Raw genomic sequence first — 22794 nt, forward strand, 5'->3', positions numbered from 1 at the left:
CTCCTGTGCGGTGTCCCTGCTCCCGAACGCCTCCGCGCCGCGGGCTCGCGGCGCGGAGGCGGCGTGTCAGTCCTGGGTGCCGCCGAGGTGGTGCACCCGCACCATGTTGGTGGTGCCCGGTACGCCGGGCGGTGAGCCCGCGGTGATGAGCATGGTGTCTCCGGCGTCGTAGCGCTGGAGCTTCAGCAGCTCGGCGTCGACGAGTTCGACCATCTCGTCGGTGTGCTCCACGTGCGGCACGACGTAGGTCTCGACGCCCCAGCTGAGCGTGAGCTGGTTGCGCGTCTCGGGCTCGGTGGTGAAGGCGAGGATCGGCTGGCAGGCCCGGTAGCGGGAGAGGCGCCGCGCCGTGTCCCCGGACTTGGTGAACGCCACCAGGGCCTTCCCGTTGAGGAAGTCCGCCATCTCCGCGGCTGCGCGCGCCACCGAACCGCCCTGTGTACGGGGCTTCTTGCCGGGCACGAGCGGCTGAAGACCGCGGCTGAGCAGCTCCTCCTCGGCCGCCTCGACGATCTTCGACATCGTCTTGACGGTCTCGACCGGGAACTGCCCCACCGAGGACTCGGCGGAGAGCATCACCGCGTCCGCCCCGTCGAGGATCGCGTTGGCCACGTCGGACGCCTCGGCGCGCGTGGGGCGGGAGTTGGTGATCATCGACTCCATCATCTGCGTCGCCACGATCACCGGCTTGGCGTTGCGGCGGCACATCTCGATCAGGCGCTTCTGCACCATCGGCACCCGCTCCAGCGGATACTCCACCGCGAGGTCGCCGCGGGCGACCATCACCCCGTCGAAGGCCATGACGACCGCTTCCATGTTCGCCACCGCCTGAGGCTTCTCCACCTTGGCGATCAGCGGCACCCGGCGCCCGACCTCGTCCATGATGCGGTGCACGTCGCGTACGTCGGTGGCGTCCCGCACGAAGGAGAGCGCGACCATGTCGCAGCCCATCCGCAGGGCGAACTTCAGGTCCTCGACGTCCTTGTCGGACAGTGCGGGGACGTTCACGGCCGCGCCCGGCAGATTGATCCCCTTGTGGTCGGAGATCACGCCGCCCTCGATGACGATGGTGCGTACGTGGGGTCCGTCGACCTCGGTCACCTGGAGGGCGACGTTCCCGTCGTTGATCAGGATCGGGTCGCCCTTGGCGACGTCGCCCGTCAGGCCCTTGTAGGTGGTGCCGCAGATCGTCTTGTCGCCCGGGACGTCCTCGGTGGTGATCGTGAACTCTTCGCCGCGGATCAGCTCGACGGGCCCCTCGGCGAAGGTCTCCAGACGGATCTTCGGACCCTGGAGGTCGGCGAGGACGCCGACCGCCCTGCCGGTCTCCTCGGCGGCCTTGCGGACGCGGTCGTACCGCTCCTCGTGCTCCGGGTGGGACCCGTGGCTCATGTTGAAGCGGGCCACGTTCATGCCGGCCTCGATCAGCGTCTTCAGCTGGTCGTAGGAGTCGACGGCAGGGCCCAGGGTGCAGACGATTTTGGAACGGCGCATGGGGCGATCCTAACGGTTTGTTCAAACGCGGAACGTATCGGGGGTGAAGTGGATCACGTGGTCATCCGGTTTGGCGCGGCTCCCTGCCGGTGACCAGCGCGTACGTCTGGCGTGCGATCTCCAGCTCCTCGTCGGTCGGTACGACGGCCGCCGCGACCCGCGCGTCCCGGGAGGAGATCAGCCGGGCACCGTCGGCGGCCGGTCCCTCCGCTTCGTTCGCGGCCGGGTCGACAGCCAGACCGAGCCCCTCGAGGCCGGCGAGCGCGGCCTCGCGTACCGGAGGCGAATTCTCGCCCACTCCCGCGGTGAAGGCCACGGCGTCGACGCGGCCGAGCACCGCGTAGTACGCCCCGATGTACTTCTTGATCCGGTGGATGTAGATGTCGAAGGCGAGTTGCGCGCGCTCGTCCCCCTCCTCGATACGGCGGCGGATCTCCCTCATGTCGTTGTCCCCGCACAGCCCGACGAGCCCGCTCCGCTTGTTCAGCAGCTCGTCGACCTCGTCCACCGTCATGCCCGCCACCCTCACCAGGTGGAAGACCACGGCCGGGTCGAGGTCCCCGGAGCGGGTACCCATCACCAGGCCCTCGAGCGGGGTCAGCCCCATCGAGGTGTCCACACACCGGCCCCCCTCCACCGCGGAGACGGAGGCGCCGTTGCCCAGATGCAGCACGATCACGTTGACCTCCGACGGGTCCTTGCCGAGCAGCTCGGCGGTCCGGCGGGACACGTACGCGTGCGAGGTGCCGTGGAAGCCGTACCGCCGCACCCGGTGCTCGTCCGCGGTCCCGACGTCGATGGCGTAGCGGGCGGCGTGCTCCGGCATCGTCGTGTGGAAGGTGGTGTCGAAGACCGCGACCTGCGGCAGCCCGGGGCTGAGGGTCTGCGCGGTGGTGATCCCCGTGAGGTTGGCCGGGTTGTGCAGCGGTGCGACCGGCACGAGCCGGCGGATCTCCGCGAGCACGTCGTCGTCGACGAGCGTGGGACGCGTGAACCACTGTCCGCCGTGCACGACCCGGTGCCCGATCGCGGCCAGCCCGGGCGAGTCCAGGCCGAGCCCGTCGGCCGCCAGCTCCTCCGCGGCTGCCCGCAGCGCGGCCTCGTGGTCCGCGAACTCCTCCACGCGTTCCCGGCGTTCACCTTCCGAAGCCACGGGGCTCCCGCGCCGCAGGCAGACGTGCGTCAGCCGCGACTGATTCTCACCGATGCGCTCCACGAGGCCGACGGCCAGTCTCGACTCGTCGGTCATCTCCAGCAGCTGGTACTTCACCGACGAGGAGCCGGAGTTGAGTACGAGGACACGGGTGGCGGTCACAGGCGGGCTCTGCTTTCTGGAAGTGGACGGGCGGCTGCGGACACCGGACGGGACGCCCGTGGTGACAGGCAGGTGACAGGCAGGTTCACCGCCGGGCCGACGCTGGCAGGGTCACCGCCGGGCCGGCGCTGGCAGGGTCACCGCCGGGCCGGCGCACTGTTCTGCTGTGCCTGTACGGCGGTGATCGCCACGGTGTTGACGATGTCGGAGACCATCGCACCACGCGAGAGATCGTTCACCGGCTTGCGGAGCCCCTGCAGGACGGGACCCACGGCCACGGCCCCGGCCGAACGCTGCACCGCCTTGTAGGTGTTGTTGCCGGTGTTGAGGTCCGGGAAGACCAGCACGGTCGCCCTGCCCGCCACCTTTGAGCCGGGCAGCTTGGCCGCCGCGACGGACGGGTCCACGGCCGCGTCGTACTGCACGGGGCCCTCCACCAGCAGCTCCGGCCGCCACCGCCGTACGAGGCCGGTCGCCTCCCGCACCTTGTCGACGTCCGCACCGGAGCCCGAGGTGCCAGTCGAGTACGACAGCATCGCGATCCGGGGCTCCACGCCGAACTGCTGCGCCGTCGTCGCCGACTGCACCGCGATGTCGGCGAGCTGCCGCGCGTCCGGGTCGGGTACCACCGCGCAGTCGCCGTACACGAGCACACGGTCGGCCAGGCACATGAAGAAGACCGAGGAGACGGTCGACGCGTCCTCACGTGTCTTGATCACTTCGAAGGCCGGACGGATCGTCGCCGCAGTGGAGTGGGCGGCGCCGGAGACCATGCCGTCCGCGAGGCCCTCGCGCACCATGAGCGTCCCGAAGTAGGACACGTCCGCGACGACGTCGTGAGCGAGCTCGAAGGTGACTCCCTTGTGGCGGCGGAGCTCCGCGTACACCTCGGCGAAGCGCTCCCGGAGCGGCGAGGTCTGCGGGTCCACGATCCGGGCCGAAGCCTGCGAGGCAGGCGGCAGCTCGTCGTCGCCGAGGAGGGCCAGGTCCACGCCCAGCTCGGCCGCGCGCTTGCGGACGGCGTCCGGCTCGCCCAGCAGCGTCAGATCGCAGATGTCGCGCCTGAGCAGCACCTCCGCGGCCCGCAGCACCCGCTCCTCGCCGCCCTCCGGCAGGACGATGTGACGCCGGTCCGAGCGGGACCGTTCGACGAGCTCCCGCTCGAACATCATCGGCGTGACCCGCTCGCCCCGCTCGACGGCGAGCTGCTGCGTCAACTGCGCTGTGTCCACGTGCCGTTCGAACAGGCCGAGGGCGACCTCCGCCTTGCGCGGCGTCGCCGCCGTGAGCCTGCCCTCCAGCCCGAAGAGCTCCGCCGCCGTCGGGAACGAGCCGCCGGGGACGGCCAGTACGGGCGTACTGGGGGCGAGACGGCTCGCCAGCGCCATGGTCTGTGCCCCCGGCCGCTCGCCGAGAGTGAGCACCACACCCGCGATGGCGGGGGAGCCGGCCGCGTGGGCGGCCAGCGCCCCGACGACCAGGTCGGCCCGGTCCCCCGGCGTGATCACCATGCAGCCCTCGGTCAGGGCGGGCAGGAACACCGGCAGGTGAGCGCCGCCGAAGACGAAGTCGCGGACGTCACGTCCCAGTGCCTCCGGGGCGCCCAGCAGCAGCTCCGCGCCCAGCTTGTCCCGCACCTGGGCGACGGTCGGTGCCGACAGGGCAGGCTCTTCCGGCAGTACGTACACCGGTTCGGGCAGCTGTCCGGCGAGCAGCCGGGACGTCTCCCGCGCTTCGGACTCGCGTACCCGGTTGGCGATCATCGCCACGACGTGGGAGCCGAGAGACGCGAAGGCGTGGCGGGCGTTCCGCACCTCCGAGGCCAGGGACTCGGCGCTCTGGCCCCTGCCCGACACGACGGGCAGCACGGGCGCCCCGAACTCGTTGGCCAGCCGCGCGTTGAGGGCAAGCTCCGCGGGGAGCTGGGTGTCGGCGTAGTCCGTTCCGAGGACGAGCACCGCCTCGTGGCCCGCGGCGACCGCGTGGAAGCGCTCCACGAGGCGGGAGACCAGCTCGTCCTCCCCCTTCTCCGCCTGGAGCGCCGCGCCCTCCTCGTAGCTCATGCCGAAGACGGTCTCCGGGGGCTGGGTGAGGCGGTACCGGCTGCGCAGCAGCTCGTAGAGGCGCTCGCCGGACGGAGTGCCCTCGTGCACCAGCGGGCGGAAGATCCCCACCCGGTCCACCTGCCTGGTCAGGAGTTCCATGACTCCCAGCTCGACGACCTGGCGGCCGTCGCCGCGGCCGATTCCGGTCACGTACACGCTGCGCGTCACGGGTGGTCAACCTCTCGTCGCTGGACGGGCGGCCGGGGGAGCCGGCCGTGGAATAGTGGGTTCCCGGAGGGATTCCCTGCATTCCGCACGGAGAACGCCCGCCCGCGTTCGGGCGTGCCCGGCGCGGCCGGGCCGCCGGCGGTGATCGCCGAGGCGGAGGCGCGGTGCGGACCGAGGGGGTCCGGTGGGCGGACGGGCAGTGCGGCCCGCGTTCAACACATGAAACACTCCCTCTCGGCTCCTTTCAGGACCGAGCAGCCCGGCGGCCCGTACCACGCGGGTCACTCACCGACCAGGAGATAGAACCCCCATGCGCATCGGAGTCCTCACGGCAGGCGGCGACTGCCCCGGTCTGAACGCCGTGATCCGTTCCGTCGTCCACCGGGCCGTGCACGACCGCGGTGACGAAGTCATCGGCTTCGAAGACGGATTCACGGGGCTCCTCGACGGCCGCCACCGCCCGCTCGACACGAACGACGTCGCCGGCATCCTCGCCCGCGGCGGCACCATCCTCGGCTCCGCGCGGCTCGAGCGGGACAGGCTCCGTGAGGCCTGCGACAACTCCGAGGAGCTCATCGACCGCCTCGGCCTGGACGCGCTCATCCCCATCGGCGGTGAAGGCACGCTCACCGCGGCGCGGATGCTCGCGGACGCGGGACTGCCCGTCGTCGGCGTTCCCAAGACCATCGACAACGACATCTCCGCGACCGACCGCACCTTCGGCTTCGACACGGCCGTCGGCGTCGCGACCGAGGCCATGGACCGGCTGAAGACCACCGCCGAGTCGCACCAGCGCGTCATGGTCGTCGAGGTCATGGGACGGCACGCCGGCTGGATCGCCCTGGAGGCGGGCATGGCGGCCGGCGCGCACGGAATCTGCATCCCGGAGCGGCCCTTCGAGGTCGACGACCTGGTGAAGATGGTCGAGGAGCGCTTCGCCCGCGAGAAGAAGTTCGCACTGATCTGCGTCGCCGAGGGCGCTCATCCCGCCCAGGGGTCGATGCCCTACGAGAAGGGCGTCATCGACCAGTACGGGCACGAGCGCTTCGTCGGCATCGGCAACCGCCTGGCCAGCGAGCTGGAACACCGCCTCGGCAAGGAGGCCAAGCCGGTCATACTCGGGCACGTGCAGCGGGGCGGCACACCCACCGCGTACGACCGGGTGCTCGCCACCCGCTTCGGCTGGCACGCCGTCGAGGCGGCGCACCGAGGGGACTTCGGGCAGATGACGGCGCTGCGCGGCACCGAGATCGTCATGACGCCGCTGGCGAACGCGGTGAGCGAGCTGAAGCGTGTGCCGCAGGACCGCATGGACGAGGCCGAGTCGGTCTACTGACCGCAGGCGGGGGCGTCGGGCGGGGCGGCACCGGGGCGCCGGAGAATGGAGCGCATGCCGATCGGACCAGGCGATTTCGAGCTGACGATGGACGAACTGCGGGCCGTGGCCCGCTACGCGGCCGAGAGCGCACAAGAAGTCCTCGGCTTCTTCGAGGACGCTCATCCCGAGGACGCGCGGCCCCGCACCGCCGTCGAGGCTGCATGGACCTTCGCGAACGGCGCTCCACGGACGAAGCTCCAGCGCGTCGCCTCGCTGGACGCGCACCGCGCTGCAAGAGCCGCCGCCGGCGAAGCCGCCGGTCATGCTGCGCGTGCTGCGGGCGACGCGGCATCCGCCGCGTACCTGCACCCCCTTGCGAAGGCGACCCAGGTCGGCCACATCCTGCGCGCGACCGCAAGCGCGGCGCGGGCGGCCGAGCTGCGCGCCGGCGACGACCCCGCCGTGGGAGACGCGGTGATCCGGCAGGCGCGTCGGCGCGCCACGCCTGTGCTCATCGACGTTCTCGGCCGGTATCCCCTCGCCCCCACGGGAAAGAGCCGCGTCGCGCACCTGATGAAGGCCCTGGACAGCTCATTGCGGACGCCGTAGCGCAGACCGCCCGGCGCCCGGACTGGCGCTCGTCGCCGGCGTGGTCAGCCCTTGACCGCACCGCCGAGGGTGAAGCCGCCGCCCAGGCGCTTGGAGATGAGGATGTAGAGCAGCAGCACCGGCGTGGAGTACAGGATCGAGAAGGCGGCCAGCTCGCCGTAGGCGATGGAACCGAAGTTGCCGAAGAAGGTGAAGATGCTGACGGACGCGGGGAGTTGCTCCGGGCTGATGAGGAGCATGAAGGGGACGAAGAAGTTGCCCCACATCATGATGAAGCTGTAGACCGTGACGACCGAGAATCCGGGGCCCATCAGCGGGAGGATCACCCTGACCAGCGCCTGCAGCCAGCTTGCGCCGTCCGTCCACGCGGCCTCTTCGAGCGCCACCGGTACGCCGTCCATGAAGTTCTTCATCAGCCAGATGGCGAACGGCAGTTGGGACGTGGCGAGGAAGAACGACGTGCCGTGCATCGTGTCGATGAGGTTCGTCTGCACGAACAGGCCGTAGACAGGCACCATGACGGCCGTGATGGGCAGGCAGGTCGTGAAGAGGATCGTCAGCAGGTACGGGCGGGCGAAGCGGGCCCGGTAGCGGGAGAGCGGATAGGCCGCGAGGGCCGCTCCGGTGACCGTCATCAGTGTGGCGCCGCCGCACAGCAGCAGGCTGTTGAGCATCGGCGTGAAGGTGATCTCGTCCGTCAGCACGGCCGAGAAGTTGTCCGTGGTGAGGGAGCCGGGCGGGCTCACGGTCATCCCGGGGTCCTTGTCCACCGAGGCGAACAGCAGCCACAGCAGCGGCAGTACGAAGGACGCGACGATGACGAGCAGCCCGAGGTCGGCTGCGAGCCGCTGCCGCGCGGGCCTGCTGAGCGTGCGGCCGGAGGACGGCCGGCGGCCGGTGCCCGTGGCCGGGCGGCCCGGGTTCCCGGCCGTGCCGGGGACGGAGTCGTGGATCGCGGTCATCGCTCGCCTCAGACCTCCTCGCGCATCAGGCGCAGATAGACGACCGAGAAGAGCGCGCCGACCACGAGCAGGAGCAGCGCCACCGCGGTGCCGTAACCGATGAGGGACTTGTTGAACGCCTGGTCGTACATGAAGATCGGCAGGGTTTCGCTGCGGCCCCCGGGGCCGCCGCGGGTCATCGCCCAGATCAGCCCGAACACCGAGAGCGTCTGCAGGGTGTTGAGCATCAGGTTGGTGCCGATGGAGCGGCGGATCATCGGCAGCGTGATGTGCCACAGCCGCTGCCACGCGCCCGCGCCGTCGACCTCGGCGGATTCGGTGACCTCCTTGGGGATCTCCGAGAGCGCCGCCGAGTAGACGAGCATGGAGAAGGCCGTTCCCCGCCAGACGTTGGCGAAGGAGACCGCGAGGATGGGCAGCGTGTACAGCCAGTTCTGGGACGGCAGATGCAGGAAGTCGAGGACGGCGTTGAGCGTCCCCTCCTTGTTGAAGAACGTGTAGAGCAGGAAGCCCGCCACGATCTCCGGCAGCACCCAGGCACTGATGACGACCGCGCCTGTTACGGACCGGACGACCTTCGACGAGCGTGCCATCAGCGCCGCCAGCGTCAGGCCGAGGGTGTTCTGCCCGAGGATGCTGGAGATGAGGGTGAAGACCAGGGTCAGGACGACGGCGTTGACGAACTTCGCGTCGCTGAAGGCCCGTTCGAAGTTGTCGAGGCCCACGAAGGACGCCGATGCCTGGCCCGTCAGCTGCATGTCGGTGAACGCGATGTAGACGCAGTACGCGATCGGCCCGGCCAGGAACAGCAGGAGCAGGACGGTGGCGGGGGCGATCGGCAGCCAGCGCAGGGCGCGCGTACCTCTGCCGCGCGGATCGCGGGTGATGCCGTCGCCCCCGCCGGGGCGTCCCTTGCTGACGGGCGAGGCGAGTCCGGTGGTGCTCACTTCGTCGTGACCGCTCCGTCGGTGATCGAATCGAGTTGCTCGTCATAGGACTTGGCGGCTTCGCCGACGGATCCGTCGCCCGTCGTCACCGTCTCCATGGCCTCGGTGATCGCGGTGGAGACCTGCGGGTAGACGGGCAGCGCGGGACGGTACTGGCTGTGCTCGACGCGGTCGGTGAAGAACTTGATGCCGGGCAGCGAGTTCAGGTACCGCTCCTCCGCGGCGACGTCCTTGCGTACGGCGATCTGCGAGCCGCGCACGCACCACTCGACGGCGTTCTTCTTGGTCTGGAAGGTCTTGATCATCTCCCAGGCCAGGTCGGGGTTCTGCGACTTGGCGGGGACGGACCACGTCCAGCCGCCGGACATGCTGACCTCGCCCGGCGCCTCGCCGTTCTGCGTCGGCATCGGCGCCATGCCCATGGTCTCGTCCCATTCGGGCCACGGGCTGCCGCCGGTCTTGATCCAGTTGTTGCTGAGGAAGGAGCCGTCGATGCCGATGGCCAGCTTCCCCTTGGGGAAGAGGTCGGTGCCGACCTTGGTCTGGATGTTGGGGTTGAGGGCCGCGTCGACATCGGGGCCGAGGCCGTCTCCGTAAACTGTCTCGACGAACTTCAGGCTGTCCTTGAAGCCCTTGCTGCCCTTGACCCACTTCTTCGACTTCTTGTCGTACAGCGGGTCTTCGCCCGTGCCGTAGAGCAGCATCTCGAAGCCCTGCATGGCGGCTGCCTCGCCCGCGGCCTTGCCGGTGAAGACGTTCAGCGGGATCTTGCCGGGCACTTCCTTCTTGACCGTACGGGCCGCGTCGAGCACCTCGTCCCAGGTCTTGGGCTTCCAGTCCTCCGGCAGCCCGGCCTGCTTGAAGATCTTCTTGTTGAACCAGATGGCCCGGGTGTCGGTTCCGTCCGGCACGCCGTACGTCTTGCCGTCCTCGGCCTTGGCGGCGGTCTTGGCGCTCGGCTCGAACTGGTCCCAGGTCTTCCACTTCTTGAGCTTGTCGTCGAGCGGCCGCAGATAACCGCTCTTGATGTCGGAGTTGATGAGGAAGGTGTCCTCGTAGACAAGGTCGGGCGCGGTCTTGGGCGAGCGCATCATCTGCTGGATCTTGGAGTAGTAGTCCTGCTGCGATGCCTGGATCGGGATGATCTCGACCTTCTTGCCCTTGTTCTTCTTCTCGAACTCCTCGGCCACGTCCTTGACGTAGTCGTCCCGCACCGTGACCTTCTTGTCGGTGTCCTTGGGGAAGGCGATCTTGATCGTGTCGGGGTCGCTCCCGGAGCCCCCGCCGCAGGCGGTGAGGGTGCCTGCGGCGAGGACTGCGGCGATGCTGAGTGCCAGCGGGGTGGCGGGGCGCACGGACATGACGGGCCTGACCTCCTTGGGCCACGGCCCGGCGGCCCTGAGGGGCCGCAGGCCGCGTCGGACGGCTTTGTCCGTACAATCACCCGCCCGTCGTGTTCAGGTCAATGGCCGTGCAGACACGCAGTTCAACACCGTGACAACGTTGTTATCAACGCCGTCGGCGGCCTGATCCGTCCCGTCCGCCCGCGGGCGACGCTGCGCGCCTCAACCCGTGTACTCCGCAAGGATTTTGGAGAATTCCCACGGCTGCTGGTCGACTCCGCTGCACGAATCCGCACCGCCTCCGGTGCAGGGGCGGTCCCGGTTGACCGACCAGAAACTCGCCCGCGCCAGGTGGTGTTCCTTCGCGTAGTCGACCATCGACCGGAAGTCGGCAGGGGAGACGGATTCGCCCTGCACGTCCGTGATTCCGTTCATCGAGGAGAAGCCGGCCTTGCGGTAGGCCTCTTCGGTGGAGATGCCGTACGCCGCGCCCACCGTCTGCGCGAGCCCGTCCACCGCGGACCTGGTCGCGGCGGCCAGGTCGGTGGTGCCGTCGCCGAAGTCGAAGGGCATGACGGTCCAGCCGTCCACGTCCAGTCCGGCGTCGGCGCCCTTCTGGATGAGGTCCTTTCCGTTGGCGTTGGGGCCCTGGGTGGTGGTTCCGAAGGTCAGATAGACCTTGATGCCCTCGTTGCCGTCCTTGACGATCTTCAGTGCGTCGATGACGCGCTGCCGGGCCTCCGCGCTCTCGAACTCGGTGGATTCGATGTCGACGTCGACGGACTTCAGTCCGTAGGCGTCGATCACCTTCTGGTACGCGCCGGCCAACTCCTCCGCGCTGGAGCACACTTCGCCCAGCTTGCTGCCGCTCCAGCCGCCGATGGAGGGAGTGATGTCCCCGCCGGCGGCCTGCACCGCCTTGATGGTCTGCTCGTCCTGGCCGCCGGCCAGCGGCCTGCTGCCGTCCCAGGCGGGTGAACAGCCGCCGTCGGACAGGATGAAGGCCATGGTGAGCTGCGTGAGGCCCGTCTCCTCCATCAGATCCACGGCGTTCGGCGGGTTGTCCCAACCGAGGTAGAGGTAGGGGCCGTTGAGGCCGCTCGGAGCGGCGGCCGCCGGTTCCGGTGCCGGCTTCGCGGACGGGCGCGGCGAGTCCTCGTCCGGAGCGGCCTGCGCCTGGCCGGCGAGGGCGCACGAGGCCACGAGGGCCGCGGTCAGGGCGAGGCCGAGGCGGCTGCGCCTACGCGGAGTGGTCGGCGCACTGCGCTGTGTGGTGGTGTGGGGGCGCACGTCAAGCTCCCGTCTTCGGGGTGGGGAAAGGGACTTGGGTCATGCGGAAACGCGTGGTGGTGCGGCTCGCACGCTAGCGCGGGAACATTGGTCCAGACAATAAGAAGGTAAGGAAAGGTTCCAGTCGATCAGATCCGTGCGCCCCAAGAGTGGGTTCGACCGGCCGCGGAGGGGGCGCGCAGAGCGGCCACTTGTCCTGCGGAGGCGGTCTGGCGTGGCGGTGGCAGCGGCCATAGCATCGCTGCCCATGCCTGCCGACGAGCCCACGATCCTTGCCACTTCGGGCGGTCACCGTCTCGGAGGGCGCACCATGGTGGAGTTCGACGCCCTCGTGCACCACGCCGTCGACCTGTCCGGTGCGCACGGCCGTCGCCCGCGCATCCTGTACGTCGGCACGGCCATCGGCGACGCGGAGCACTTCACCGCCCGCATGACGGAAGCCGCCCGCGTCGCGGGGTTCGACCTGACGCCGCTGCATCTCTTCCCGATGCCCAACGTCGAGGACGTGGAAGGCACCGTCCTCGGGCAGGACGTCGTGTGGGTGATGGGCGGCTCGGTCGCGAACCTGCTCGCGGTGTGGCGCGTCCACGGTCTCGACGCCGTCTTCCGACGCGCCTGGCAGGAGGGAGTGGTGCTCAGCGGCGTCAGCGCCGGTTCGATCTGCTGGTTCGAGGGCGGCACCACCGACTCCTTCGGTCCCGAACTGCGGCCGCTGACCGACGCGTTGGGCTACCTCCCGTACGGCAACGGCGTCCACTACGACAGTCACGAGGGACGCCGTCCGCTCGTACACCGGCTCGTCGCGGACGGAACCCTGCCCGAGACGCACTGCACCGACGACGGAGTGGGCCTCGTCTACCGCGGCACCCGGCTCGTCGAAGCCGTCTCGGAGACGGCAGGCAAGGGCGCCTACGTCGTCGTACGGGAGAACGGCTCGGCCGTCGAGGAGCGCATCGAGCCGCGCCTGCTGCCAGGGCCGTGACGCCGGGGACGCGTGCCGTTCAGTCCCGCCAGCGGTAGCACAGCTCAGGGCGCCCCACGTGTCCGTACTGCGGCCTGCGGTCCGCCGTCCCGCCCTCGAGGAGGTGCTCCAGATAGCGCCGTGCGGTGATCCGGTTGACGCCGAGCCGGTCCGCCGCGGCACTCGCCGTCAGCCCCGACCCGCCGGCGTCGCGCAGCGCCTGCGTCACCGCGTCCAGCGTCGCGGCACTCAGCCCCTTGGGCAGCGTGGGAACTTCGGGGGCGGTACGGAGCACGGACAGCGCCCTGTCCACCTCGGCCTGGCTGCCCGCCTCTCCGCCGGCGCCGGCCGTCGTGCTGCGGAACTGCGCGTACCGCCGCAACCGGTCGCGCAGGGTCGGGAAGGTGAAGGGCTTCAGCACGTGCTGTACGACGCCCAGCGAGACGCCCTCCCTGATGACGGTCAGATCGCGTGCCGACGTCACAGCGAAGACATCCGTCGTACGGCCAGCGGTACGCAACGCCCGCAGCAGCGCCATGCCGTGCCCGTCGGGGAGGTAGAGGTCGAGCAGGATCAGGTCGACGGGCAGCCGCTCCAGCGAGCGCAGTGCCTCCGCGCGGGAGTGCACGACGGCGGCCACCGCGAAGCCGGGGACGCGGGAGACGTAGAGGGCGTGCGCGTCGGCGGCCAGCGGATCGTCCTCGACGACGAGGACCTGGATCGGCTGCGGGGCGCCGGACTCGCTCATCCGTCCTCCTGGAGCGGCAGCCGCACCACGAACTCGGCCCCGCCCTCCGCCGAGGTGCCGACGTGGACCGTTCCTCCGCGCCGGTTCACCGTCTGACGGACCAGGGCGAGACCGAGTCCCTGCCCGCGGTCGCCGCCGGTGACGGGCTTGGTGGACCAGCCGCGCTCGAAGACGGCCTCGGCGTCCTCGGCGGGTATGCCGGGGCCGGTGTCGGTGACGCGCAGGAGCAGCGTGGTCCCCCCGCCGGCGCCGGACTCGCTGCGTACGGCGACCCGCACGCGCGGGGTGCCGGCGGCGGGGCGGGGGAGCGTTGCGAGCGTCTCGGGACGTCCGGAGCCGTCCACCGCTGGGACTGCGGCAGGCCGGGACAGCGGACCGGGCTCCTGCTCCGTCGTCCGCGGGCCGTGGCCGGGTGCGTCCGCGGGGCCGTGCGCAGGTCCGCTGGACGCCGCCGCGTCGACGGCGTTGTCGATGAGGTTGCCGAGGACGGTGACGAGATCGCGGTGCGGGAGCCCCGGCGGCAGCAGCCCGTCGCCGATGTGGCTGTCCGGTGTGAGCGACAGCTCCACGCCCCGCTCGTTCGCCTGCGCCGCCTTGCCGAGCAGCAGCGCTGCCAGGACCGGCTCGGCCACGGCCGCCACGACCTCGTCGGTGAGGGCCTGGGCCAGCTGAAGCTCCTCGGTGGCGAAGTCCAGCGCCTCGTCCGTACGTCCCAGCTCGATCAGCGAGATCACGGTGTGCAGCCTGTTCGCGGACTCGTGGGCCTGGGAGCGCAGCGCCTCGGCGAAGCCGCGTACCGAGTCCAGCTCGCCCGCCAGCGACTGGATCTCCGTGTGGTCGCGGAGGGTCACCACGGTGCCGCGCTGCTCGCCGCCGTCCACGGGGGAGGTGTTGACGACGACCACCCGGTCCCCGGTGAGGTGCACCTCGTCCACCCGGGGCTCCCCGGAGAGCAGCGCCCCTGTCAGAGCAGGCGGCAGGCCGAGTTCCGCGACGCTGAGCCCCACGGCGCCGGCGCCGCTCCCGGCTCCGGCCCGCCGCCCGGCTCCGGGCTTGTCCCGGTCGAGGCCCAGCAGCTCGCGCGCCCCGTCGTTCACGAGGGCCACGCGTTTCTGTCCGTCCAGCATCAGCAGCCCCTCGCGCACGGCGTGCAGCACCGCCTGGTGGTAGTCGTGCATGCGGCTCAGCTCCGCGGCGTTCATGCCGTGCGTGTGCCGCCGCAGCCGCGCGTTGATCACGTACGTGCCGAGGCCGCCCAGCGCCAGTGCGCCCCCGGCGACGCAGAGCAGGACCGTCAACTGCCGCTGCAGCTCCGCCGTGATGGTCTTCACCGCGATGCCCGCGCTGACGAGTCCCACCACGCGGCCCTCGTCCCACACCGGGGTCACCACGCGGACGGACGGGCCGAGCGTCCCGGTGTAGGTCTCGTGGAAGGTACGGCCCCGCGCCGCCTCCCCGATGTGACCCACGAAGCGCCCGCCGATCCGGGACGAGTCGGGGTGCGTCCAGCGCACGCCGTCCGTGTTCATGATGGTGACGAAGGTGACGCCCGTGTCGTGCCGGACCCGCTCCGCGTACGGCTGGAGCTGCTCCTCGGGGCGGGGGGTGCGTATCGCCTCCAGCACGGAGGGGGAGTTCGCCGTCGCCTTGGCCGTCGCGGCGGCCCGCTGCCGCGCCGACTCCTCCGCCTGTACACGGTCCGTGACGTAGGCGAACACGGCGCATCCCGCCACCAGCACGGTCACGAGAACGACCTGCATGACGAAGAGCTGGCCGGCCAGGCTTCGTGGCCGCCGGGGCGGACGGGGAGCGCGCATGCGGCAAGTCTGCCTTGGGGAATTTCCGTGCACGTAATGCACGCAACCGTGACGGCCGTCACTGCGGGGTGCATAGTCGCCGGGACCCGGCAGCGACTCCGAGGGAGTCCGAGCCGTTCAGGCCCGGTCCACAACCGGTCATCACCGGCTTGCGTCCGGCCTGTACCGGCTCACAACCGGTCGTAGTGAGTCAGAGCCGCAGTGGAAACGCAAACGAGGAGCCCGACGTGTCCCAGCAGCCACCTCCGCACCAGGAGCCGCCCGCCCGGACGAAGCGGGACCGCACCAAGTACCTGTACCTGGCCGTGATCGGCGCCGTCCTGCTCGGTGTGATCGTCGGCTTCGCCGCGCCCGGTGTGGCCAAGGAGCTCAAGCCCGTGGGCGAAGGCTTCGTCAACCTCATCAAGATGATGATCTCCCCGGTCATCTTCTGCACCATCGTGCTGGGTGTGGGGTCGGTCCGTAAGGCCGCGAAGGTCGGAGCCGTCGGCGGACTGGCCCTCGGCTACTTCATGGTGATGTCGACCGTGGCGCTCGGGATCGGGCTGGTCGTCGGCAACATGCTCGACCCGGGCAGCGGCCTGCAGCTCACCGAGGCGGCCAAGGAGGCCGGCGCCGCGGAGGCGGGCGGCAGCGAGACCACGACCGAGTTCCTGCTCGGCATCATCCCGACCACGCTGGTCTCCGCCTTCACCGAGGGCGAGGTCCTGCAGACGCTGATGGTCGCCCTGCTCGTCGGGTTCGCACTGCAGGCGATGGGACGAGCGGGGGAGCCGGTGCTGCGCGGCATCGGGCACATCCAGAAGCTCGTGTTCCGTGTGCTCGCGATGGTCATGTGGGCCGCACCCGTCGGCGCGTTCGGCGCCATCGCGGCCGTGGTCGGCGAGACGGGTCTGGACGCCCTCAAGGCGCTCGCCGTCATCATGATCGGCTTCTACGTGACCTGCGCGATCTTCGTCTTCGTGGTGCTGGGCATCCTGCTCCAGGCGGTCTCCGGGGTGAACATCTTCGCGCTGCTGAAGTACCTGGGCCGGGAGTTCCTGCTGATCCTCTCGACCTCCTCCTCGGAGTCCGCGCTGCCGCGCCTCATCGCGAAGATGGAGCACATGGGCGTCAGCAGGCCCGTCGTCGGCATCACCGTCCCCACCGGGTACTCCTTCAACCTGGACGGGACGGCCATCTACCTGACCATGGCCTCCCTCTTCATCGCCGAGGCGATGGGAGACCCGCTCTCCGTAGGCCAGCAGATCTCCCTGCTGATCTTCATGGTCATCGCCTCCAAGGGCGCTGCGGGTGTCACCGGGGCCGGGCTCGCGACCCTTGCCGGCGGCCTCCAGTCCCACCGGCCCGAACTGGTCGACGGAGTCGGCCTGATCGTCGGGATCGACCGCTTCATGAGCGAGGCGCGCGCCCTCACCAACTTCGCGGGCAACTCCGTCGCCACGGTCCTCATCGGGACCTGGACCAAGGAGATCGACCAGGGGCGGGTCAGGCAGGTGCTCGCCGGTGAGCTGCCCTTCGACGAGACGACTCTCCTCGACGACGACCACCCCGGGGACGGCTCCGACGCCAAGGTCCCCGAGCAGTCCGCCGGCGAACCGGAGAAGGTCTCCACCCGGAAGCCGGGGAGCTGACCGGCTGACGCGGATCCCCGCTCGTCCGACGAGAACACCACGCGGCCGCGGCCGCACCCCCGTCCCGTGCGGGAGTGCGGCCGCGGCCGCATGATCGGAGGGTGGACCCTCGGTATCCCCGCGAACGGAACGTCGACCGCCGCCGGCTGCTCGCCGCCGCGGCGCCGGCCGCCGCGGCCCTGCTGGCCGCCTGCTCGGACTCCGCCCCGGCCCCCCGGCGTCCGGGACGGAGACGCCGGGGCCGCCCGCGTGCCCTCGTGTACCGCGGTCCCGCCGTCTGCCCCGGCTGTGCCGAGTCCGCCGCCGCCCTGCTGCGCGGCGCGCCGCGGCCGTGCGCGGTGACGTACTGCGGGCCGCGGGAGCGCGTCCCGCTCTCGGCGGACTCCCTGGCCGACGCGGAGGTCTACGTCCAGGCCGGGGGACCCGACGACGTGGACGGCGCGTGGACGGAGGTGCGGGGCAGCGCCCGCGCCGTGCGGGAGTGGGTCCGCGCAGGCGGCCGCTACCTGGGGTTCTGCATGGGCGGTTATCTGGCGGGGAGCGATCCGGGGTTCGGGCTGCTGCCGGGGGACACGGACGCGTACACGACCACGCCGGGCGCCTCCGTCCGTACGTCGCGCGACACGGTGATCGCAGTGCGCTGGAGGGGGCGCGAGCGGCACATGTACTTCCAGGACGGTCCGTACTTCGATCTGCGGAAGGGCGCGGACGCGACCGTGCTCGCGACCTACGGGAACGGCACCGTCGCCGCCCTGGTCGCTCCGTTCGGCGAGGGACGGGTCGGGGTCTCGGGGCCTCACCCGGAGGCCGACCGTTCCTGGTACGACGAAGCCGGGCTGAGCAACCCCGACGGCGTTCGGCTCGACCTCGGCCACGACCTCGTCGAGGTCACGACCGCGGCGTCCGGCCGCCGTTGAGCCGACGGCCGGACGCCCGCTGTCGCCTCACCGCCCGGAGGCAGCCCCCGCGTGCGGACGCAGCCAGACGGTCGTCAGCGGCGGAAGCGTGAGGGTGACCGACGCCGGACGCCCGTGTGCCCGAACGGTTTCCGCGGGCAGGGGCCCGGAGTCGGTCGTGCCGCTGCCGCCGTAGCGCGGGTCGTCGGTGCTGAGGATCTCCGTCCAGGCCGAATGGGCGTCGGGCACGCCCAGCCGGTACCCGGGGCGGGGCACCGGCGAGAAGTTGCAGACGGCGATCAGCGGGTCTCCGCCGCCGTCGAAGCGGAGGAACGCGAAGACGTTCTCCGTGTCCGGTCCGCCCGTACCGTCGTGGATCCAGGCGAACCCGGACGGCTGCGTGTCGAGCTGCCACAGCGCCGGGGTGCGCAGGTACTCCTCGTTGAGGTCGCGCACCAGATTGCGCACGCCGCGGTGGCGAGGCTCGGCGGGGGACGAGGGGTCGAGGAGCCACCAGCCGGGGCCGTGGGTCTCCGACCACTCCGTCGTCTGGGCGAACTCCTCTCCCATGAAGAGCAGTTGCTTGCCGGGATGGGCCCACATGAAGGCGAGGAACGCCCGGTGGTTCGCGAACCGTTCCGACCGGTCGCCGGGCATCCTGGAGACCAGCGGCCCCTTGCCGGACGTGAGTTGGGTGTGCGGTACCGGCAGCAGGTGGTTCTCGGCATAGGCCGAGGTCATGGAGGAGGTCAGCTCCGCGTGGTGACTGGAGCGCCGGCCGGGTTCTCTGCCCACGTACGTCAGAGAACCGCGCATCCAGCCCGTGTTCCAGGTGAAGTCGAAGCCGAGCCCGCCGTATCCGCTCTCGCCCGCGTGGTGCGTGGCCCGCGTCACGCCGTCCCAGGCTGTGGACACCTCCGCGACGGTCATCAGGCCGGGGCACCGGTGGTGCAGGAGGGCGTTCATCTCCTGCAGCAGCGAGACCGCCCCGGGGTCGGGGGAGCCGGGTACGAGCAGGGAGGCGACGCCGTCGACGCGGATGCCGTCGAGGTGGAACGTCTCGCACCAGTAGACGGCGCTGCTCACCAGGAAGTTGCGCAACAGGGCCTGCGCGGCCCCCCGGGGCCGCGCGACGGGAGACGCATGCACCCAGTCCATGATCACACCGACGCCGGCGCGGTGCAGCGCGTCGACGAGGCACTTGAGGTCGTCGGGGTCGCCCAGCCGCGCGTCCGGGGCGAAGAGGCCCTGGACGCCGAGGCCCGGCGAGCCGGTGGCGCGGGGCTCGGCGCACGGCATCAGCTCGACGTGCGTGAACCCCAGGTCCCTTACGTAAGCGGGCAGTTGCTGCGCAAGTTCGCGGCAGGTCAGCCCAGGCCGCCACGAGGGAAGATGCACCTCGTAGACGGACACGGGTGCGGCCTGCGTCCGTCCCGCGCTGCGCCGGTCCAGCCAGTCCCCGTCGCGCCACCTGTGGGCGGAGGTGTGGACCACGGAGGCGTCGCCGGGCGGCACTTCGGCAGCCCTGGCCATCGGGTCCCCGAAGACGACGCGCGAGCCGTCCTCGCACACCGCCTCGAACTTGTAGACGTCGCCGTCCCCGACGCCCGGCAGGAACAGCTCCCACACGCCCGAGGACCCCAGCGCCCTCATCGAAGTGGCCCTGCCGTCCCAGCAGTTGAAGTCGCCGACGATGCGGACCCCGCGCACCTCCGGCGCCCACACCGTGAACCGGGTGCCCGTCACGCCGCGGTGCGTCATGGTGCGCGCTCCGAGGGCCTGCCACAGCTGTCCGTGCCGTCCCTCGCCGGTCAGCCGCGCGTCCAACTCGCCGAGTGCGGGCGGGAAGCGGTACGGGTCGGCGACGCGGGACGCTTCCCCGCCAGTGGTCCCCCCGTACGCGACGAGCAACTCGTACTCCGGGAACTCGCCCGCGGGCACGGCCACTTCACTTGCGAAGAGCCCGTCCCCCTCGTCGTGCAGCCGCGCCCGCAGGCCGCCACCGCCACTGTCACCGTCACCGTCACCGTCGACGACGGTGACGGAGCGCGCGGAGGGCTGGAACGTCCTGAACCGGACCCTGCCGTCCGGCACGGTACGCGCGCCGAGCACGGAATGCGGATCGCGGTGGGTGCCTTCGAGGAGCTGCCGGCGGTCCTCCGCGGGGAGCGCGGGTGCGGGGCGTACCGATTCCGGTGCCGTGCCCGGCGACGGCTCACCCCCGGCCGCCGCCCAGCGCGCCGCCCCACTGGAACGGCTCGTGCGCACGCGGTGCGGAGCGGGGGTCGGGGGAGCATGTGCGGGGAGCGGCGGCAGCGTACCCGGCGGGTTCACCGGGGGAGTGCCTCGCCGCCTCCTGGACGGTCCGCGTCTCACCGGCGTCCCGCCGGGGCGGCCCACCGGTACCGCCATCGGGCCGGTCAAGGCGCCCAGCGACCGGCCCGAAAGGCGGTCGCCGCTCGGTCCGCCGCCGTCACCGGCCAGAAAGGTGGCGGGGACGGGGGGCTGCGATCGCCCTGGACGGTCGGGTGACTGAGGCACGGTCACGGTCGGAACCTCCTGTAGACGTCATTCGACGGTTGACGGGGCGGCAAGCAGCCCGGCGGGCAGGCCCGGACACGGTGCGGGGACGAGCGCAGTCGGGGAGATCGGGGAGATCGGTTGCGGCCGGTCCCGGGCGTCCTCCGGGTGCTGTCCGGGGCGGAGGTGCAGGCCGGTCCTCAAGAGCGGTGCGGGCGAGGGACCTTCGCGACATGGCGCCCGGCGTCCTTTCCCCGACGGTATGGAAACCACGAAGATTGTCCCGAATTAGGACTGCGTCTGTCCGGCTGTGCCGGGACGTGTCGGGGATCTTCACCCGGGTCCGGACCGGGTCCGGACCGGGACCGGACCCGGGACCGGTGGCGCACCGGACCGGCGCGAGGAGGGACCGGGGCCGCGGACGGGAAGAGGGACGGCCACCTGCAGCAGGGGGCCGTCCCGTCCCCGCGTTCCGGGGCCGCAGCCCCGAGCCGGCGGCGGCGCCGCCTCTCCGGCCCTCTCAGGGCCGGAGCGTGAAGATGTGCGCAGCGGGGGAGTCGCCCCCCACTTCGAGACGCACGTGGTTCTCCCTGCCCCAGCGGAAGGTGGCGCCGGTGAGCTCGTCGCGTACGGGGAACGTCTCGGCTCCGGTGGCCTGCGCAGAGCGGAGACCGAACGCGGACAGGCTCTCCTCCTCCAACGTGACTGTCGTCTCACGCGTGTTGTGCGGGTCGAGATTGACCACGACGACGATCGTGTCGGCCTGCGGCCGGTCGCAGTGCTTGGAGAACGCGATGACGTCCGGGCTGTCGCAGTGGTGGAAGCGGAGCGAGCGCAGCTGCTGCAGCGCCGGGTGGCGGCGGCGCAGCATGTTGAGCTTCCCGATGAGCGGTGCGATGGACTCCCCCGCTGCCTCCGCGGACTCCCAGTCACGGGGGCGGAGTTCGTACTTCTCCGAGTGCAGGTACTCCTCGCTGCCGGGGCGTGCCGCGGTCGCTTCGCACAACTCGTAACCCGCGTAGAGCCCCCAGGAGGGCGAGAGCGTCGCGGCCAGCACGGCGCGGGTGAGGAACGCGGGGCGTCCGCCGTCCTGGAGGTAGGCGCTCAGGACGTCGGGGGTGTTGACGAAGAAGTTGGGCCGCAGGTAGTTGGCCGTCTCGCCCGACAACTCCGTGAGGTGGTGCGTCAGTTCCTGCTTCTTGTTCCGCCAGGTGAAGGGGGTGCAGGACTGCTGGAAGCCGGCCTTCGCGAGAGTGCGCATCACCGCGGGCCGGGTGAAGGCACCGGCGAGGAAGAGAACGTCCGGATCGGAGCGGTTGATGTCGCCGACGACCTTCTCCCAGAAGGTCACGGGCTTGGCGTGCGCGTCGTCGATGCGGAAGATGCGCACTCCGCGCGCCATCCACAGGCGCAGCAGCCGCACCGTCTCACGCACCAGGGCCCCGTACGCGTCGGGGCCCTGGTCGAAGGAGAGCGGATGGACGTCCTGATGGACGGGGGGCGGGTCCCCGGCGTGGACGGTCGTGCCGTCGGGGCCGTGCGGGAACCACTCGGGGTGCTCCTTGATCCACGGATGGTCCGGCGAGCACTGAAGCGCGAAGTCGAGGGCCACCTCCATGCCGAGGGAACGGGCACGCTCCACGAAGTACGCGAAGTCCTCCGCGGTCCCGAGGTCCGGGTGCACGGCCTCGTGCCCTCCGGCCGGCGAACCGACCGCCCACGGGGAACCCACGCCGTGCGGACCCGCCGACATCGCGTTGCCGGGACCCTTGCGGGACGTCTCGCCGATGGGATGCACCGGCGGCAGGCACACGACGTCGAAGCCCATCTCCGCGACGGCGTCCAGCCGGCGGGCGGCCGTGCGGAACGTACCGGAGACGGGCGGTTCGTCCTCCGTCCCGGGGAGCACCGCACCCTCCGAGCGGGGGAAGAGGCCGTACCAGGAGCTGAACCGGGCCCGCTCACGCTCCACCTGGAGCGCCATCGGACGTGTGGCGGTGACGAGCTCACGCAGCGGACAGCGGTCCAGAACGGCCAGTACCTGCGGCGTCAGAGCGGCGGACAGGCGGGAGGCGACGGGGCGGTTGCCGTCGCGCAGTGCCCCGGCCGCGGCGAGCAGCGTGTCCCGGCCGGCGCTCCTCGGCACCTGCCGTGCCGCGCGTTCGTGCAGGAGGGCGCCCTCTTCCAGGGTCTCCTCGGCGTCGGTGCCTGCCGGGACCTTGATCCTGGCGTGGTCCCGCCAGGTCGCGATCGGGTCGGCCCACGCCTCCACGGCGTAGGTCCATCTCCCCTCCCGGTCGGGTGTGATCTCTGCTCCCCAGCGGTCGGTGCCGGGTTCCAGCTCGCGCATGGGAGTCCAGGGGCCGCAGCGGCCGGTGGAGTCCCGCAGTACGACGTTGGCGCCGATCACGCCCGGGCCTTCGCGGAAGACCGTCGCCGAGACGAGGAAGGACTCGCCCGGTACGGCTTTGGCGGGATGGCGTCCGCAGTCGACGAGAGGCCGGACGTCGAGGACGGGGATGCGACCGATCATGTCTTCACCTGGGTGCATTGCGGAAGATGGGCGGCCTGCGTGGATCGCAGACTCCGCCTGTTCTATCTGTTCCGCCTGCTGCTTCCCCGTTGCAGACATGGGCGTTGGGGGCCGCGTTCACCCGGCCGGGCCTG

At 71.0% G+C, this 22794-nt stretch carries 16 protein-coding genes; 5 read left to right on the forward strand and 11 right to left on the reverse strand.

Annotation, left to right across the window (positions count from 1 at the left end; genetic code table 11):
• Positions 1-66: 66 nt before the first annotated feature.
• The 3 genes from pyk to pta form a co-directional block, all read right to left on the reverse strand.
• Complete coding sequence (gene pyk / locus ACFPA8_RS06730; protein ID WP_386443737.1) at positions 67-1494, reverse strand: pyruvate kinase; 1428 nt, start codon at positions 1492-1494, stop codon at positions 67-69.
• 61 nt (positions 1495-1555) lie between these two features.
• A complete protein-coding gene (locus ACFPA8_RS06735) occupies positions 1556-2809 on the reverse strand; it encodes an acetate kinase (RefSeq protein WP_386443740.1) in 1254 nt (417 codons plus the stop codon).
• A 137-nt stretch (positions 2810-2946) separates the two neighbouring features.
• Entirely contained in the window at positions 2947-5082 is a 2136-nt protein-coding gene (gene pta / locus ACFPA8_RS06740; RefSeq protein WP_386443743.1) for a phosphate acetyltransferase, read from the reverse strand.
• A gap of 310 nt (positions 5083-5392) precedes the next feature.
• Between pta and ACFPA8_RS06745 the strand changes: the two genes are divergently transcribed.
• A complete protein-coding gene (locus tag ACFPA8_RS06745; protein WP_386443745.1) occupies positions 5393-6418 on the forward strand; it encodes an ATP-dependent 6-phosphofructokinase in 1026 nt (341 codons plus the stop codon).
• A gap of 54 nt (positions 6419-6472) precedes the next feature.
• A complete protein-coding gene (locus ACFPA8_RS06750; RefSeq protein WP_386443747.1) occupies positions 6473-7009 on the forward strand; it encodes a putative immunity protein in 537 nt (178 codons plus the stop codon).
• Positions 7010-7053: 44 nt separating this feature from the next.
• Here ACFPA8_RS06750 and ACFPA8_RS06755 read toward each other — a convergent pair whose 3' ends face one another.
• The 4 genes from ACFPA8_RS06755 to ACFPA8_RS06770 all read right to left on the reverse strand — a co-directional run bounded on the left by ACFPA8_RS06755 (position 7054) and on the right by ACFPA8_RS06770 (position 11551).
• The gene (locus ACFPA8_RS06755; RefSeq protein WP_386443750.1) at positions 7054-7971 is read right to left on the reverse strand and encodes a carbohydrate ABC transporter permease; all 918 of its coding nucleotides are present in this window, start codon (positions 7969-7971) and stop codon (positions 7054-7056) included.
• An 8-nt stretch (positions 7972-7979) separates the two neighbouring features.
• The gene (locus tag ACFPA8_RS06760) at positions 7980-8858 is read right to left on the reverse strand and encodes a carbohydrate ABC transporter permease (RefSeq protein WP_386444683.1); all 879 of its coding nucleotides are present in this window, start codon (positions 8856-8858) and stop codon (positions 7980-7982) included.
• 56 nt (positions 8859-8914) lie between these two features.
• On the reverse strand, positions 8915-10279 hold the full coding sequence (locus tag ACFPA8_RS06765; protein ID WP_386443753.1) for an extracellular solute-binding protein: 1365 nt from the start codon (positions 10277-10279) through the stop codon (positions 8915-8917).
• 204 nt (positions 10280-10483) lie between these two features.
• Positions 10484-11551: a chitinase gene (locus ACFPA8_RS06770; protein ID WP_386443756.1), complete on the reverse strand. Its 1068-nt coding sequence runs from the start codon at positions 11549-11551 to the stop codon at positions 10484-10486.
• Between the two features lie 247 nt (positions 11552-11798).
• Between ACFPA8_RS06770 and ACFPA8_RS06775 the strand changes: the two genes are divergently transcribed.
• Positions 11799-12533, forward strand: coding sequence for a Type 1 glutamine amidotransferase-like domain-containing protein (locus ACFPA8_RS06775; RefSeq protein ID WP_386443759.1), 735 nt, complete (start codon positions 11799-11801; stop codon positions 12531-12533).
• Between the two features lie 19 nt (positions 12534-12552).
• Here ACFPA8_RS06775 and ACFPA8_RS06780 read toward each other — a convergent pair whose 3' ends face one another.
• Both ACFPA8_RS06780 and ACFPA8_RS06785 read right to left on the reverse strand, forming a co-directional pair.
• On the reverse strand, positions 12553-13260 hold the full coding sequence (locus ACFPA8_RS06780; RefSeq protein ID WP_386443762.1) for a response regulator: 708 nt from the start codon (positions 13258-13260) through the stop codon (positions 12553-12555).
• Entirely contained in the window at positions 13257-15077 is a 1821-nt protein-coding gene (locus tag ACFPA8_RS06785) for a sensor histidine kinase (protein WP_386443765.1), read from the reverse strand. Before ACFPA8_RS06785 ends, ACFPA8_RS06780 begins: the two co-directional genes overlap by 4 nt.
• A gap of 227 nt (positions 15078-15304) precedes the next feature.
• On the opposite strand from ACFPA8_RS06785, the gene ACFPA8_RS06790 reads away from it, so the two are divergent.
• On the forward strand, positions 15305-16711 hold the full coding sequence (locus ACFPA8_RS06790; protein WP_386443767.1) for a cation:dicarboxylate symporter family transporter: 1407 nt from the start codon (positions 15305-15307) through the stop codon (positions 16709-16711).
• Between the two features lie 101 nt (positions 16712-16812).
• A complete protein-coding gene (locus tag ACFPA8_RS06795; protein WP_386443770.1) occupies positions 16813-17628 on the forward strand; it encodes a BPL-N domain-containing protein in 816 nt (271 codons plus the stop codon).
• 27 nt (positions 17629-17655) lie between these two features.
• Here the strand turns inward: ACFPA8_RS06795 and glgB are convergent, their stop codons facing one another.
• Both glgB and ACFPA8_RS06805 read right to left on the reverse strand, forming a co-directional pair.
• Positions 17656-20019 carry a 1,4-alpha-glucan-branching protein gene (gene glgB / locus ACFPA8_RS06800; protein ID WP_417801318.1) on the reverse strand — a complete coding sequence of 788 codons (2364 nt, stop codon included), beginning with the start codon at positions 20017-20019 and terminating at the stop codon, positions 17656-17658.
• Between the two features lie 628 nt (positions 20020-20647).
• Positions 20648-22660 carry a maltotransferase domain-containing protein gene (locus tag ACFPA8_RS06805; protein ID WP_386443775.1) on the reverse strand — a complete coding sequence of 671 codons (2013 nt, stop codon included), beginning with the start codon at positions 22658-22660 and terminating at the stop codon, positions 20648-20650.
• Positions 22661-22794: the final 134 nt, after the last annotated feature.

Origin of the sequence: Streptomyces ovatisporus (assembly GCF_042653885.1) — a bacterium.
Classification (GTDB): Bacteria; Actinomycetota; Actinomycetes; order Streptomycetales; family Streptomycetaceae; genus Streptomyces; species Streptomyces ovatisporus.

Coding starts and splice junctions, on each gene's coding strand:
- ACFPA8_RS06775 (WP_386443759.1), top strand. CDS start 11,799: ATGCCTGCCGACGAGCCCACGATCCTTGCCACTTCGGGCGGTCACCGT.
- glgB (WP_417801318.1), bottom strand. CDS start 20,019: ATGGCGGTACCGGTGGGCCGCCCCGGCGGGACGCCGGTGAGACGCGGA.
- ACFPA8_RS06805 (WP_386443775.1), bottom strand. CDS start 22,660: ATGATCGGTCGCATCCCCGTCCTCGACGTCCGGCCTCTCGTCGACTGC.
- ACFPA8_RS06785 (WP_386443765.1), bottom strand. CDS start 15,077: ATGCGCGCTCCCCGTCCGCCCCGGCGGCCACGAAGCCTGGCCGGCCAG.
- ACFPA8_RS06765 (WP_386443753.1), bottom strand. CDS start 10,279: ATGTCCGTGCGCCCCGCCACCCCGCTGGCACTCAGCATCGCCGCAGTC.
- ACFPA8_RS06750 (WP_386443747.1), top strand. CDS start 6,473: ATGCCGATCGGACCAGGCGATTTCGAGCTGACGATGGACGAACTGCGG.
- ACFPA8_RS06780 (WP_386443762.1), bottom strand. CDS start 13,260: ATGAGCGAGTCCGGCGCCCCGCAGCCGATCCAGGTCCTCGTCGTCGAG.
- ACFPA8_RS06745 (WP_386443745.1), top strand. CDS start 5,393: ATGCGCATCGGAGTCCTCACGGCAGGCGGCGACTGCCCCGGTCTGAAC.
- pyk (WP_386443737.1), bottom strand. CDS start 1,494: ATGCGCCGTTCCAAAATCGTCTGCACCCTGGGCCCTGCCGTCGACTCC.
- ACFPA8_RS06755 (WP_386443750.1), bottom strand. CDS start 7,971: ATGACCGCGATCCACGACTCCGTCCCCGGCACGGCCGGGAACCCGGGC.